This is a genomic window from Burkholderia sp. Bmkn7, assembly GCF_041103175.1.
In the GTDB taxonomy this organism is placed as follows: domain Bacteria; phylum Pseudomonadota; class Gammaproteobacteria; order Burkholderiales; family Burkholderiaceae; genus Burkholderia; species Burkholderia cepacia.
Window position 1 is genome coordinate 387,795 of record NZ_JBGCUH010000003.1, and the last position, 13,176, is coordinate 400,970.

13 protein-coding genes are annotated in these 13,176 nt (G+C 66.6%); 9 read left to right on the forward strand and 4 right to left on the reverse strand.

The features are described 5' to 3' along the window. Positions 1–114: 114 nt before the first annotated feature. Complete coding sequence (locus AB3K92_RS23170) at positions 115–2,238, reverse strand: TonB-dependent siderophore receptor (RefSeq protein WP_369466852.1); 2,124 nt, start codon at positions 2,236–2,238, stop codon at positions 115–117. A 227-nt stretch (positions 2,239–2,465) separates the two neighbouring features. Between AB3K92_RS23170 and AB3K92_RS23175 the strand changes: the two genes are divergently transcribed. Continuing rightward, on the forward strand, positions 2,466–3,701 hold the full coding sequence (locus AB3K92_RS23175; protein WP_369465882.1) for a PepSY-associated TM helix domain-containing protein: 1,236 nt from the start codon (positions 2,466–2,468) through the stop codon (positions 3,699–3,701). A 126-nt stretch (positions 3,702–3,827) separates the two neighbouring features. On the opposite strand, the gene AB3K92_RS23180 is transcribed toward AB3K92_RS23175, so the two are convergent. Continuing rightward, complete coding sequence (locus AB3K92_RS23180; protein WP_059490251.1) at positions 3,828–4,430, reverse strand: DNA-3-methyladenine glycosylase I; 603 nt, start codon at positions 4,428–4,430, stop codon at positions 3,828–3,830. A 142-nt stretch (positions 4,431–4,572) separates the two neighbouring features. Between AB3K92_RS23180 and AB3K92_RS23185 the strand changes: the two genes are divergently transcribed. Then, positions 4,573–5,454: a BadF/BadG/BcrA/BcrD ATPase family protein gene (locus AB3K92_RS23185; protein ID WP_048025306.1), complete on the forward strand. Its 882-nt coding sequence runs from the start codon at positions 4,573–4,575 to the stop codon at positions 5,452–5,454. Positions 5,455–5,597: 143 nt separating this feature from the next. After that, complete coding sequence (locus AB3K92_RS23190) at positions 5,598–6,422, forward strand: Cof-type HAD-IIB family hydrolase (protein ID WP_048025307.1); 825 nt, start codon at positions 5,598–5,600, stop codon at positions 6,420–6,422. Between the two features lie 118 nt (positions 6,423–6,540). Here AB3K92_RS23190 and aqpZ read toward each other — a convergent pair whose 3' ends face one another. Beyond that, complete coding sequence (gene aqpZ / locus AB3K92_RS23195; RefSeq protein WP_021162848.1) at positions 6,541–7,281, reverse strand: aquaporin Z; 741 nt, start codon at positions 7,279–7,281, stop codon at positions 6,541–6,543. A 304-nt stretch (positions 7,282–7,585) separates the two neighbouring features. Here aqpZ and AB3K92_RS23200 point away from each other — a divergent pair, with 304 nt between their 5' ends. Beyond that, positions 7,586–7,882: an H-NS histone family protein gene (locus AB3K92_RS23200; RefSeq protein ID WP_021162849.1), complete on the forward strand. Its 297-nt coding sequence runs from the start codon at positions 7,586–7,588 to the stop codon at positions 7,880–7,882. A gap of 106 nt (positions 7,883–7,988) precedes the next feature. Here the strand turns inward: AB3K92_RS23200 and AB3K92_RS23205 are convergent, their stop codons facing one another. Further along, complete coding sequence (locus AB3K92_RS23205) at positions 7,989–9,053, reverse strand: glycosyltransferase family 4 protein (protein ID WP_021162850.1); 1,065 nt, start codon at positions 9,051–9,053, stop codon at positions 7,989–7,991. A gap of 662 nt (positions 9,054–9,715) precedes the next feature. Here AB3K92_RS23205 and flhD point away from each other — a divergent pair. The 5 genes from flhD to AB3K92_RS23230 all read left to right on the forward strand — a co-directional run bounded on the left by flhD (position 9,716) and on the right by AB3K92_RS23230 (position 13,162). Beyond that, a complete protein-coding gene (flhD, locus tag AB3K92_RS23210) occupies positions 9,716–10,036 on the forward strand; it encodes a flagellar transcriptional regulator FlhD (RefSeq protein ID WP_027788649.1) in 321 nt (106 codons plus the stop codon). A gap of 96 nt (positions 10,037–10,132) precedes the next feature. Then, entirely contained in the window at positions 10,133–10,687 is a 555-nt protein-coding gene (gene flhC / locus AB3K92_RS23215; RefSeq protein WP_011350591.1) for a flagellar transcriptional regulator FlhC, read from the forward strand. Between the two features lie 179 nt (positions 10,688–10,866). Further along, positions 10,867–11,727 (forward strand): flagellar motor stator protein MotA, encoded by an 861-nt coding sequence (gene motA / locus AB3K92_RS23220; RefSeq protein ID WP_011350592.1) that lies wholly within the window; start codon positions 10,867–10,869, stop codon positions 11,725–11,727. 13 nt (positions 11,728–11,740) lie between these two features. Continuing rightward, entirely contained in the window at positions 11,741–12,760 is a 1,020-nt protein-coding gene (gene motB, locus AB3K92_RS23225) for a flagellar motor protein MotB (protein WP_048025309.1), read from the forward strand. Positions 12,761–12,784: 24 nt separating this feature from the next. Next, on the forward strand, positions 12,785–13,162 hold the full coding sequence (locus AB3K92_RS23230; RefSeq protein WP_021164383.1) for a response regulator: 378 nt from the start codon (positions 12,785–12,787) through the stop codon (positions 13,160–13,162). Positions 13,163–13,176: the final 14 nt, after the last annotated feature.

Genomic DNA, 13,176 nt, shown 5'->3' on the forward strand with positions numbered 1-13,176 from the left:
GCCGTTTTGCTTTTGGGGGGGCGGAATTTTTCGAGCCCCGGGGAAAATCCCGAGGCCGCCGCGGTGCGGCCATGCCGGCCGGCCGCCGACGGATTGCGGCCGCCGGCGCGGCGTTCAGAAGTCGAGCTTCGCGCTCAGGCTCACCGTGCGCGGGTCGCCCGGCTTCACGTAGTCCGCGTACTGGTATTCCCAGTAACGGCGGTTCAGCACGTTGTCGATCGACGCGCGCAGCGTCACGTCGTGGCGGCCGATCCGCGTCAGGTAACGCGCCCCCGCATTGACGACGAGAAAGCCCGGGGCGTCGAGGCCGCCGGCCGCGCGCAGCGGCGTCGCGCCGGTGAATTTCGCATCGACGCCGAGCGTCAGCCCCGGCACGCCGGGCACCGCATAGCCGATGTCGCCGGCGAGCACGAAACGCGGTGCGCCCGCGACGCGGTTGCCGTTGTTGCCGATCCCGTTCGCGTACCACGCGTCGAGCAGCATCGCGTCGACGCCCGCGTTCCAGCGCGCGCCGAATTTCGCGCGCGCACCGAACTCGATCCCCTGAATGACCGATTCGCCGTCCTGCACGTAGACGTTCGCCGCGTTCGCATATTCGGCGCTGCGCTCGATGCGGAACAACGCGGCCGTCGTGCTCCAGCGCGCGTGCTCGCTCTTGATCCCCAGTTCGTACTGCTTGCTGCGCAGCGGCTTGAGCACCTGGCCGGCGTTCGCGTAGACGTCGTTCACGCGGCTGCCGGGCTCGAGCGATTCGGCGTAGCTCGCGTACGCGGTGGTCGTCGGCGCGAGCTTGAACATCACCGCGAACGTCGGCGTCACCACGCCGTTCTGGCGATAGCCGGGATCCTCGGCGCCACTCGCCTGGAATGAGCGCTGCTCGTAGTTCATGTAGCGCACGCCGGCGAGCACCGACCAGCGCTCCGTGAGCTGCACGGTGTCGCTCGCGAACAGCGATTTCTGCACGATCTCGCTCGTGCGGTACTGGATGAAGCCGTGCGGGCTGTCGTAGCGGTACGGATTCGGCGCATACAGGTTGCCGGCGCCGAGCGGCACGAACACGCTGTTCGCCGAATAGTCGTTCGCCTGCTTCTGCCACGACGCGCCGATCACGATCTGGTGGCTGAACGCCCCCGTGCGTACCTTGCCCTCGAGCATCGCGCGCCACTGGCTGAAGCGATGATCCTCCATCCCGACGTAGCGGCTGTCGGTGTAGTTGCCGGCCGCATCCTGCAGGTACAGCGTGCTTTCGTTGCGACGGCGCGTCGCCTTGCTGTAGCTGTACGCGACGTCGAGCTGCCAGTCGGGCGCGAGCTGGTACTGCAGCCCGGCCGTATAAAGCTGCAGGTTCGTGTTCAGGTACTGGTCCTTGCCACCGAGGTTCGTCGTGCCGCCGCTGATCGTCGCGGGCAGCACGCCGCCCGGATAGCTGCCGGTGAAGATCGACGGCGTCTGGCCCGTCGTGCGGCGATCCTGGTACAGCGCGCCGACATTCACCGACAGGTCGCGCGTCAGGTTCGCCTGCAGCGCGAGCGATACGCTGTCGCGGCGGATGTTGCCGTCGTTATACGTCTTGCCTTCCTCGTGCGTCGCGTTCAGCCGCGCGCCGAACCTGCCGTCCGGCCCGAAGCGCTGGCCGAGATCGACGTGCTCGGTCCATACATTGGTGCTCCGGTAGCCGACGTCGACGCTGCGCACGGGTTCGGCACCAGGCTGCTTCGTCACGTAGTTGACGACGCCGCCGGGCGTCACGAAGCCGTACAGGAAACCGCCGAGCCCCTTCAGCAACTCGACGCGATCGAGCTGCTCGTACGGCATCGTGATCCCGTACGTGACGAACGGCAGCCCGTCGATCTTGTAGCCGTTCTGCCAGTCGAGCTGCATGCCGCGCACGGTCATGTAGCTGGCCCACGCGCTGTACGCGCCGCTGTTGTCGGACACCGACGCGTCGTTCGCGAACACGTCGCCGAGCTTGTACGGCTGGCGTGCCTCGAGTTCCTCCGACGTGACGATCGTCGTCGAGAACGGCGTGTCGAGCTGGCGGCGCGTGCCGAGCGCGCCGGTGGAGACCGTGTCGGTCAGGTGCTGCGGCGAGTCGTGCGCAGCCGTGACGTTGACGGCAGGCAGCACCGTGGCGCCGCCGGGCGAATCGTCCGCGTGCGCGAGCGACGCGGCAACGCAGGCAAGGGCGGCGGCCACGCGACGTGGACGGACGGGAGGGCGGACGAGGCTGACGGTCATCGTGGATAAGTAAAAATGCAAGTAAGAATCATTCGCATTGCGATAAAATGTCGCGCATCGTATCAAAACCCGTCGAACGCGCAACAATTCCATGCCGCGTGCAAGGGCATCCGGCCTCGCCAGCGACGGCCGGCACCGCTCGTGCGCGGCGCGTGACCTCAAATGACCTGCATTCCGTTGATCCGGGGCCGCTCGTGCCGGCCCGCTTTCCCGTTGCCGGGTGCGCGATGAACGCGTTCCTGCGACCGTTTCTCGTCCGCCTGCATCGCTGGTTCGGCCTCGCGATCGCGCTGTTCCTGTTTGTCGCGGGGCTGACCGGCGCATTGATCGCGTGGGACCACGAGCTCGACGCGCTGCTGAACCCGGACTTCTACACCGCACGCAGCGATGCGGCGCCGCTTGATCCGCTCGCGCTCGCGGCGCGCATCGAGGCCGCCGACCCGCGTGTGCAGGTGACCTATCTGCCGCTCGCGATCGAACCGGGCCACACGCTGCAGGCCGGCGTGATGCCGCGCACCGATCCGGCGACCGGCCAGCCCTATGCGCTCGACTTCAGCCAGATCGCCGTCGATCCCGCGACCGGCGCGGTGCAGGGGCGCCGCGAATGGGGCGCGCTGTCGCTCGCGCGGCTCGACCTGATGCCGTTCATCTACCGGCTGCATTACTCGCTGTTCCTGCCGGTGTATGTCGGGATCAATTTCGGGTTCTGGGTGATGGGCGTCGTCGGCATCGTGTGGGCGATCGACAGCCTGATCGCGCTCGTGCTCGCGTTTCCGAACCTGAAAAGCTGGCGCAAGTCATTCGTGTTCCGCGTGCGGCGCGGCGGCTATCCGCTGGTGTTCGACCTGCACCGCTCGGGCGGCGTGTGGGTGTGGGGGCTGCTGCTGGTCGTCGCGGTCACGTCGATCTCGATGAATCTCGCCGTGCCGGTCGTGCGGCCGCTGGTATCGCTGGTGTCGCCGCTCGCCGAAACGCCGTACACGAATCCCGAACACTTCCCGCCCGCGCCGCCGGGCAGCACGATTCTGACGCGCGAGCGGATCGTCGAGATCGCGCGCGCGGCCGGGCGCGACGCGGGGGTCGCCCCGCCGCCCGGCGCGCTGCTGTTCGCGCCGGCGATGAACGCCTACGCGGTCGGGTTCTTCACGCCCGGCAACGATCACGGCGACGTCGGGCTCGGCAACGCGTGGCTCTACTGGGACGCCGTGACCGGCAAGCCCGTCGCCACCCAGGTGCCAGGCCGTGGCTCGGCCGGCGACCTGTTCATGCAGGCGCAGTTTCCGTTGCACTCGGGGCGGATCGCCGGCGTCGCGGGCCGCGCCGCGGTGAGCGTGCTCGGGATCGTCATCGCGATGCTGAGTGTGACGGGCATCTGCATCTGGGTGAAGAAGCGCAGCGCGCGCGTGCGCGCCGCACGCGGTGCACGGGCGGTTGCGCCGGCGCCGTCGCGCGCCGCCAGGTGAGCGGTTGCGCGTTGAGCATCGTTTCGTGAGCGGGCAGCCGGCGGCCTGACCGGAATTGCCGGCATAACCGGCATAACCGCCGCAGGGCCGCGGCGAACGATGGGCGGCCGGCGGATGCCCGCGCCGTCAGCCCGCCTTGCGCCGGCGTGCCGGCTGCTTGCCGCCGAGCGCCGCGCATTGCGCGTGGCACGGGCAGCCTACCTCGTGATCGTTGACCATGCCGGTGGCCTGCATCAGCGCATAGCAGATCGTCGAACCGACGAACTTGCAGCCATACGCCTTCAGCGCCTTGCTGAGCGCGTCGGACTGCTCGGTCGACGCGGGCGCGTCACGGTACGACTGCCACGCGTTCTGGACCGGCGTGCCGCCGACGAACGACCACAGGAACGCGGCGAGCGACCCGTGTTCTTCCCGGATGCGCTGCACGGCACGCGCATTGGTGACCGCCGATTCGACCTTGGCGCGATTGCGCACGATACCGGGATTCTCGAGCAGCTTTTCGATGCGCTTCGGCGTGAAGCGCGCGACGGCATCGACGTCGAAATCCGCAAAGGCGTCGCGATAGCCCGCGCGCTTGTTCAGGATCGTCGACCACGACAGCCCGGCCTGCGCCCCTTCCAGGATCAGCATTTCGAACAGGTGGCGATCGTCGTGCGACGGCACGCCCCACTCGGTATCGTGATAGTGAGCATCCGCTTCAGTCTTCACCCAGTTGCACCGCTGCGACATCGTCTGCCTCGTTTTCAGTGTCGATTCGATCGTGCCAGCATAGCGGAAGCCCTTTTCACGGAACAGCCGGCCGAACGGCAGATGGGCGCGCGGCGCCGATCCGGTTAAGCTTGGCGCCTGTTCGAATCAGCGGGATGAAGGCATGGCGGCATTACTTTTTGCGATCGGGATCGACGGTGGCGGCACGGGCACGCGCGCGGTGCTGGCCGACCGGCACGGGCGCGAGCTCGCGCAGGGGCGCGGCGGCCCGTCGGGGCTCGGGCTCGGCATCGAGCGCGCGTGGGCATCGATCGGCGCAGCCTGCGCGGACGCGTTCACGCGGGCCGGCCTCGCATTCGACTGGCCGCAGTGCGCGCTCGGCTGCGGGCTCGCGGGCGTCAACAATGCCGCGTGGCTCGCCGCGTTCCGCGCGCAGGCGCCGCTCGGCGCGCTCGCGGTCGAGAGCGACGCGTATACGACCGTCGTCGGCGCACACGGCGGCGCGCCGGGGCTCATCGTCGCGCTCGGCACCGGCAGCATCGCGGCGGCGCTCGACGCGGCCGGCGCCTGCCGGATCGCGGGCGGCTTCGGCTTTCCGTCCGGCGACGAGGCGAGCGGTGCATGGCTCGGCGTGCGCGCGCTCGCGTATGCGCAGCAAGCGCTCGACGGCCGCGTACCGCGCGATGCGTTCGCGAACGCGTTGCTCGCGGAAACGGGCGCGCAGGATCGCGACGCGCTCGTCCAGTGGTCGTGCGATGCGAACCAGACGATCTACGCGCGGCTTGCGCCGATCGTGTTCGCGCACCGTTCGCATCCGGTCGCGGGCGCGCTGATCGCGCAGGCGGGCGACGAGATCGGCAAGATGATCGACGCGCTCGATCCGCAGCAGGCGCTGCCGGTCGCGCTGTGCGGCGGCCTGGCGGACGCACTGGCTCCGGCCGTGCCGGCGCGCCATGCCGCCCGGCTGCGCGCGCCGCTCGACGATTCGGCGCACGGCGCGCTGCGGCTCGCGCTGCAGGCGCTGCGCGAGGCGGAAGGCAACTGAACAACTGAAGGCATTCGAGGGCAGCTGAACGCGCACCGAAACCGGGCCGACGGCGGCGATCGACCGGGAACCGTCCGGCAGGCAACCGGGCGCGACGTTAGAATGGCCGTTCCGCAGAGCCCTGAGCGCCATTCTTCCGTCCCATGTACAAAGTCATCGCCACCGATCTCGACGGTACCTTGCTGAACAGCGACCACCAGCTCGATCCGTACACGATCGACACCGTCCGCCGGCTCGACCGCGACGGCCTGCAGTTCGTGATCGCCACCGGGCGCCACTACGCGGACGTCGCCGGCATTCGCGACGTGCTCGGCATCCGGCCGTACCTGATCACGTCGAACGGTGCGCGCGTGCATGCGCCGGACGACACGACGATCCACGCGCAGGACATCGATCCGGCAATCGTCCGCGGCCTCGTGCAGCCGGATATCGTCGGTGCGCACGGCCGCGTGATCGTCAACCTGTTCACCGACCAGGGCTGGCTGATCGACCGCGACGCGCCGCACCTGCTCGAATTCCACCAGGATTCGGGCTTCCGCTACGACGTGATCGACATGGCCGCGCACGACGGCACGGATATCGCGAAGGTGCTGTACATCGGCGATCCGGCCGATCTGGCGGTCGTCGCCGAGCAGATGCGCGTGCGTTTCGGCGATGCGTTGTATGTCACGTACTCGCTGCCCGACTGCCTGGAAGTGATGACCGCGAACGTGTCGAAGGGCCGCGCGCTGCGCTCGGTGCTCGCGCGGCTCGGCGTCGACACCGGCCACTGCATCGCGTTCGGCGACAACATGAACGATATCGACCTGCTCGAAACCGCCGGCCACGCGTTCATGATGAACAACGCGAACCCCGACCTGGTCGCACGGTTGCCGCACATCCCGCGGATCGGCAACAACTTCGACGCGGGCGTCGCCCGACACCTGCGCACGCTGTTCTCGCTCGAAGGCAACGCCGCCGCGTCCTGAGCGTCCCGCCCGGGCGGAAATGAAAAACGGGCGCCAGCGGCGCCCGTCGAAATTACCTGCCTCTATCTTCTTGGACAGCGTGAGGCTCGCTGCTCTGCTCGCTTGACCCCGTAGTGATTTATTCGCTTGTGCGAGCGGATGCCGGCAGCAGGTCGACGGCGTTGTCACGCCCCGCGACCAGCGGGTAGATGATCCCGGCGAGTGCCGCGCCGATGATCGGCGCCACCCAGAACAGCCAGAGCTGGCCGATCGCTTCGCCGCCCACGAACAGCGCAGGGCCGGTCGAGCGGGCCGGGTTCACCGACGTGTTGGTGACCGGAATCGAGATCAGGTGAATCAGCGTCAGGCAAAGGCCGATCGCGATCGGCGCGAAGCCGGCCGGTGCGCGCTTGTCGGTGGCGCCCAGGATCACGAACAGGAAGAAGCCCGTCATCACGACTTCGCAAATGAACGCCGCGCCGAGTGCGTAGTGGCCGGGCGAGCGCTCGCCGAAGCCGTTCGTCGCGAAGCCGCTGCCGACGACGTCGAAGCCCGGCTTGCCGGTCGCGATCAGGTACAGCACGAATGCGCCGAGCGTCGCGCCGACAACCTGCGCGACGATGTACGGCACGAGATCGCGTGCGGGGAAGCGGCCGGCGACCGTCAGGCCGACGCTCACCGCGGGATTCAGGTGGCAGCCCGAAATATGGCCAATTGCGAATGCCATCGTCAGCACCGTCAGGCCGAAGGCAAGTGCGACGCCGGCAAAGCCGATGCCGAGGCCCGGAAAGGCGGCGGCCAGCACGGCGCTTCCGCACCCGCCGAGCACCAGCCAGAACGTGCCGAATGCCTCTGCAGCGAGACGCTGAGAAAGATTCATGTAAGGACCTCGTTCAAGTTCAAGTGGATTGAAGGCGACCGGACGACGCGACGCATTTAAACCGTCATCCGGAATTGGTCTGGATTATAGGAAATGAATCGGGTGGGGGAGGGTCAACGATTGTTAAATTTTAATGGCTGACGAATGCCCTTATTAGAATAAGTCCGCATTCTCGATATAGTCGAATCGGTTAAAGATGGCAGCATTAATTTCGAAGGGCAGGGCGGCAGTGCGGATGGCGTAACGGATGTTGGTGTCCCGGCCGGATTCGCCGGGGCCGCATCATCAAAAGGGGAGTCGAAAAATGTCTCAATACGCGAAACTCAAGGCGCAGATCGCGGATCTGCAGGCCCAGGCGGACGATGTGCGCCGCCAGGAAGTGGCGGCAGTGATTGCCGAAGTCCAGCAAAAGATTGCCGAATATGGACTGACTGCCCAGGATCTGGGCTTCGCGGAGCGAGCGAAGCGCGGGCGCCCGCCGAAGAAGGCGCCGCTGCCGCCGAAATACCGCGATCCGAAGTCGGGCGCGACCTGGAGCGGGCGCGGCAAGCCGCCGAATTGGATCGTCGGTAAAAACCGCGATCGTTTCCTGATCGAATGATCGAAAACCCCAAACAAAAGAGCCGCATCGAGATGCGGCTCTTTTGTTTGGCGCGCCGATTGCGGCGCGGATTGGATTACGAAATATTTCTTCGCGGATTTCCGTATCAGGCGCCGGCGACGCGGCGCAATACCGGCTGGCGCGCTCCCGTGCAAAGCGATTCGTAAGTTTCGACATAACGCTGCGCCATTGCCTTCGAGCTGAAGCGCGTATCGAAACGTTCGCGGATTGCGGTGCGCGACAGGCTGTCGATCCGGTGCAGTGCGCCGACCGCGCCCTGTACGTCCTCGACGATGAAGCCCGTGACGCCGTCCTCGATCACTTCCGGCACCGAGCCGCGGTTGAATGCGACGACCGGCGTGCCGCAGGCCATCGCCTCGATCATCACGAGGCCGAACGGCTCCGGCCAGTCGATCGGGAACAGCAGCGCCTTCGCGCCGGACAGGAACGCGGGCTTCTGCGCCTCGTTGATCTCGCCGATGAATTCGACGTGCGCCTCGCCGAGCAGCGGCTCGATCACTTCCTTGAAATAGTCGGCGTCCGCCTTGTCCACCTTCGCGGCGATCTTCAGCGGCAGCCCGCTTTGCGCGGCGATCCGGATCGCGGTGTCGACGCGCTTTTCCGGGCAGATCCGGCCGAGGAACGCGAGGTATTCGGGCTTCACGCCCGGCTGCGGCGTGAGCAGCGTATCGGGCAGCCCGTGATACACGGTGCCGGCCCACGCGGCCTGCGGCAGCGGCTTGCGCTGGTTGTTCGAGATCGACACGACCGGCGCGTCGGGAAACGCGTCGAACACCGGCTGCAGTTCCGGCAGGTCGAGGCGGCCGTGCAGCGTCGTCACGTACGGCGTGTCGAGGCGCGACATCAGCGAGAACGGCAGGTAGTCGAGGTGGAAGTGCAGCACGTCGAATTCGTGCGCGACCCGAGCGACCTGCTCGAGGAGGCGCATATGGGGCGCCATCGAATCGCGGATCGACGGATCGAGCCGCAGCGCGCGCGGCCAGGCCGCCTCGAGGCGCGCCGACGTGACGGAGTCGCCGCTGGCGAACAGCGTCACGTCGTGGCCGAGTTCGACGAGCGCCTCGGTGAGGTAGGACACGACACGCTCGGTGCCGCCGTAGAGTTTCGGCGGAACGGCTTCGTAAAGCGGCGCGATCTGGGCGATTCGCATGGGTGTTCTCCTGTTTGATCCGGGGGCACGGTGGTGCCGGTGCGGATCCCGTACAAGGTTGCGGAACTCGCCGACGCACGCGGTTGGCGGTACGTGGCCGTGCCCTGGGCGGGGTGCGCGGGGCGCCGGACGGCAAGCTGCGGGGCGGGCCGGCACGGCTCGCGCCGCCGCCCATTGGAGTCCATTATCGATATCGCCCTGAGGGGTTCGAGTGTTTTTTCAAACACTTAAGGCTTGTTACACGATGAAATACGCAAAAACCCCGAGAAAAAGGGCGCGGAATCAGGAATGGAGACAGATGCAACTATTGTTGCGTCATTGTGAAAAAGCACTATAATTTTTACCGATCCGATTGTCGGCAGCCTTGCCGGCAAGCCTTTCGTCATTGAACCGGGGCCATTGGATCCATCTCGGCCGAACCCGCGTCGGCACTTGCTTTCGCGATTGAAGCTTTCAATTCGCCTTGTCGGAAAAATTCCTACACGGTTTACAGACAAATCCTGCATGGCATACGCCACTTCGCTGATACCGGCATAAATGCCGTTTGGCCAAAATTCGCCCTGTAAGACTATAAACGAGCCGACCGAGCGCCCAGAGCGCTCCGAGCGAGCAAACGTTTTCATAACACGAATGGCCAAAGAAAGCTCTTTAACGGGGGAATCATGAGCGCTACCAGCGAAATGCTCAGTGAGATCAAAGAGGTCAACCTGTCGTACCTCCTCCTCGCGCAACGCCTGCTGCGGGAAGACAAGGCGATGGGCATGTTCCGCATGGGAATTTCCCAGGAACTGGCCGACGTGCTCGGGAACCTCACGCTCGCACAGACCGTGAAACTCGCCGCGTCCAACCAGATGCTGTGCCGCTTCCGCTTCGATGATCACGCGCTGCTGTCGTCGCTCGCCGACAAGGGCCGCAGCGATGTCGTCGCGCACGCCCACTCGGCCATCCTGATGGCCGGGCAGCAGGTCGAAGGCGTCCGCTGATCCATCACCCCGCCTTGCGTTGAGTCCCGGCGTGTCGCGCCGGCGGGCAGCGTACTGGCCATCCATCCGAATCACGTCAAGCGGACGGTTATCACCATGGCAAGCAAAAGCGTCGTGATCGAGGTGAAGGAAATCACCCTCGCCATCGAACTGATCGAACTGGGCGCCCGGCTGCAGTTGCTGGAAGCGGAGACGAGCCTGTCGCGGGATCGTCTGATCAAGCTGTACAAGGAACTGAAGGGCGTGTCGCCGCCGAAGGGGATGCTGCCGTTCTCGACCGACTGGTTCATGACGTGGCAGCCGAACATCCACTCGTCGCTGTTCTACAACATCTACCGGTTCATGCAGGACCACGGCCGCTGCGAGCCGATCCAGTCGATCGTGAAGGCGTACCGGCTCTACCAGGAGCACGTGAACCTGTCCGGCGACGAAGCCGCGCTGAGCCTCACGCGCGCGTGGACGCTCGTGCGTTTCTTCGATTCGGGGATGCTGCAGATGACCCCCTGCACGCGCTGCGGCGGCCACTTCGTCGCGCATGCGCATGATCCGCATCAAGGTTTCGTCTGCGGCCTTTGCCAGCCGCCGTCGCGCGCGGGCAAGACCCGCAAGGCCGCCGCCGCGCGCGCCGAACTGGCCGCCGCCGCGGCCTGAGCGCCGCCGGGCGGGCGCGAGCGGGCCGCGCCGGGCGGTGCGGATCGCCCGCTAATCGTCTGCGAATTGCTGGTAAACACCGTCGGGCCGCCGCCGGGCGGCCGCGAAAGTTTTCCTGCCGACTGCCGTAAACCTGTTTAACGGCGGTCTCCCCGCCGGTCATTCGTGAGGGACAGGCAGTGCTGATTATCGTGGGAACACTCGTGACGCTGTTGTCCGTCTTCGGCGGTTATGCGCTGGCAGGCGGGCATCTGGGCGCGTTGATCCAGCCCGTCGAGATCCTGATGATCGTGGGTGCCGGCGTCGGCGCATTCATCCTCGGCAACGGCGGCAAGACCATCAAGGCGACGCTGCGCGTGCTGCCGACGCTCTTCAAGGGCTCGAAATACACGAAGGATGTCTACATGGAGCTGATGGCGCTTCTCTACGTGCTGCTCGCGAAGGCACGCAAGGAAGGCACGCTCACGCTCGAGGCCGACATCGACGATCCGGAAAAGAGCCCGATCTTCACGCAATACCCGAAGATCCTCGCCGATCACCACATCGTCGAATTCCTGACCGACTACCTGCGCCTGATGGTGGGCGGCAACATGAACGCGTTCGAGATCGAGAGCCTGATGGACGAGGAGATCGAGACGCACCACGCGGAAGGCGAAGGCCCCGCGCATGCATTGATGCGCGTCGGCGACGCAATGCCGGCATTCGGCATCGTCGCGGCCGTGATGGGCGTCGTGCACACGATGGCGTCCGCCGACAAGCCGCCCGCGGTGCTCGGCGCGATGATCGCGCAGGCGCTGGTCGGCACGTTCCTCGGGATCCTGCTGTCGTACGGGCTGATCGGGCCGCTCGCGAGCCTCGCGGAGCAGCGCGTCGCCGAGTCGACCAAGATGTTCCAGTGCATCAAGGTGACGATCCTCGCGACGCTGAACGGTTATGCGCCGGCGATCGCGGTCGAGTTCGGCCGCAAGGTGCTGTTCTCGACCGAGCGCCCGTCGTTTTCCGAGCTCGAAGAGCACGTGCGCCGCGTGAAGGCGAAGTGACGCGGAGCCTCCGATGAGCAAGAGCAAGGATCGCGCAATCGTCGTCAAGCGGGTGGCCCCGGCGAAGAAGGGCCACCACGGCGGCGCATGGAAACTCGCGTACGCGGACTTCATGACCGCGATGATGGCGTTCTTCCTGCTGATGTGGCTGCTGAGCTCGGTCACGCCGGTGCAGCTGAAGGGGATCGCCGAATACTTCAACACGCCGCTGAAGGCCGCGCTGTTCGGCAGCGGCGACCGCAGCTCGCAGGATTCCAGCATCATCAACGGCGGCGGCCGCGACCTGTCGAGCGTCGACGCCGGCACGCTGCGCCGCACCGACGGCATGACGCAGCTCGCCGAGCGTCTCGCGAAAGCGGGCGACGAGAATTCCCGGTCGCAGGCGCAGGGTGCGCAGGACCGGCTCGAGCAGGCGCGCCTGCACGACCTGCAGATCAAGCTGATGGCCGCGATCGAGGCCAACCCGACGCTGCGGCAGTTCAAGCAGCAGATCCGCATCGATTCCACGCTGATGGGGCTGCGCATCGAGATCGTCGATTCGCAGAAGCGGCCGATGTTCGCGATGTCGAGCGACCACGTCGAGCCGTACATGCGCGACATCCTGCGCGAGATCGGCAAGACGCTGAACGACGTGCCGAACCGGATCATCGTCCAGGGCCATACCGACGCCGTGCCGTACGCGGGCGGCGAGGGCGGCTACAGCAACTGGGAACTGTCGGCCGACCGCGCGAATGCGTCGCGCCGCGAGCTGATCTCCGGCGGCATGGACGAGGCGAAGGTGCTGCGGGTGCTCGGCCTTGCGTCGACGCAGAACCTGAACAAGGCCGACCCGCTCGACCCGGAAAACCGCCGGATCAGCGTGATCGTGCTGAACCGCAAATCCGAAGAGGCGCTGATGCGCGACGATGCGACGACCACGACGCTGTCGGCCGATGCGGCCGGCTCGCAGCAGCTCGCGCAGCAGCTGGCCGGCCCGGCGCCGGCCGCGCGGCCGGCGCTCGCGGCGTCCGCCGTCGCCGTGCCGAAACCCTGACGCTTAAAAGATTCCGAGACAGACATGATCCGAACCATTCTCGCCATCGACGACTCCGCGACCATGCGTGCGCTGCTCCAGGCAACGCTGGCGCAGGCCGGCTACGACGTGACGGTGGCGCCGGACGGCGAGGCCGGCTTCGACCTGGCGGCCACCGTGCCGTACGACCTGGTGCTGACCGACCAGAACATGCCGCGCAAGAGCGGGCTCGAAGTGATCGCCGCGCTGCGCAAGCTGACCGCCTATACGGAAACACCGATCCTCGTGCTGACGACCGAAGGCAGCGACGCATTCAAGGACGCCGCGCGCGACGCGGGCGCGACCGGCTGGATCGAGAAGCCGATCGACCCCGCCGTGCTGGTCGACCTGGTCGCGACGCTGTCCGAACCGGCCGCCTCCTGACATTCACGCGACGC

What these genes read in the sequence shown, in the direction of transcription:
- AB3K92_RS23170 (WP_369466852.1), bottom strand. Translation starts at nt 2,238, where the DNA reads ATGACCGTCAGCCTCGTCCGCCCTCCCGTCCGTCCACGTCGCGTGGCC.
- AB3K92_RS23175 (WP_369465882.1), top strand. Translation starts at nt 2,466, where the DNA reads ATGAACGCGTTCCTGCGACCGTTTCTCGTCCGCCTGCATCGCTGGTTC.
- AB3K92_RS23180 (WP_059490251.1), bottom strand. Translation starts at nt 4,430, where the DNA reads ATGTCGCAGCGGTGCAACTGGGTGAAGACTGAAGCGGATGCTCACTAT.
- AB3K92_RS23185 (WP_048025306.1), top strand. Translation starts at nt 4,573, where the DNA reads ATGGCGGCATTACTTTTTGCGATCGGGATCGACGGTGGCGGCACGGGC.
- AB3K92_RS23190 (WP_048025307.1), top strand. Translation starts at nt 5,598, where the DNA reads ATGTACAAAGTCATCGCCACCGATCTCGACGGTACCTTGCTGAACAGC.
- aqpZ (WP_021162848.1), bottom strand. Translation starts at nt 7,281, where the DNA reads ATGAATCTTTCTCAGCGTCTCGCTGCAGAGGCATTCGGCACGTTCTGG.
- AB3K92_RS23200 (WP_021162849.1), top strand. Translation starts at nt 7,586, where the DNA reads ATGTCTCAATACGCGAAACTCAAGGCGCAGATCGCGGATCTGCAGGCC.
- AB3K92_RS23205 (WP_021162850.1), bottom strand. Translation starts at nt 9,053, where the DNA reads ATGCGAATCGCCCAGATCGCGCCGCTTTACGAAGCCGTTCCGCCGAAA.
- flhD (WP_027788649.1), top strand. Translation starts at nt 9,716, where the DNA reads ATGAGCGCTACCAGCGAAATGCTCAGTGAGATCAAAGAGGTCAACCTG.
- flhC (WP_011350591.1), top strand. Translation starts at nt 10,133, where the DNA reads ATGGCAAGCAAAAGCGTCGTGATCGAGGTGAAGGAAATCACCCTCGCC.
- motB (WP_048025309.1), top strand. Translation starts at nt 11,741, where the DNA reads ATGAGCAAGAGCAAGGATCGCGCAATCGTCGTCAAGCGGGTGGCCCCG.
- AB3K92_RS23230 (WP_021164383.1), top strand. Translation starts at nt 12,785, where the DNA reads ATGATCCGAACCATTCTCGCCATCGACGACTCCGCGACCATGCGTGCG.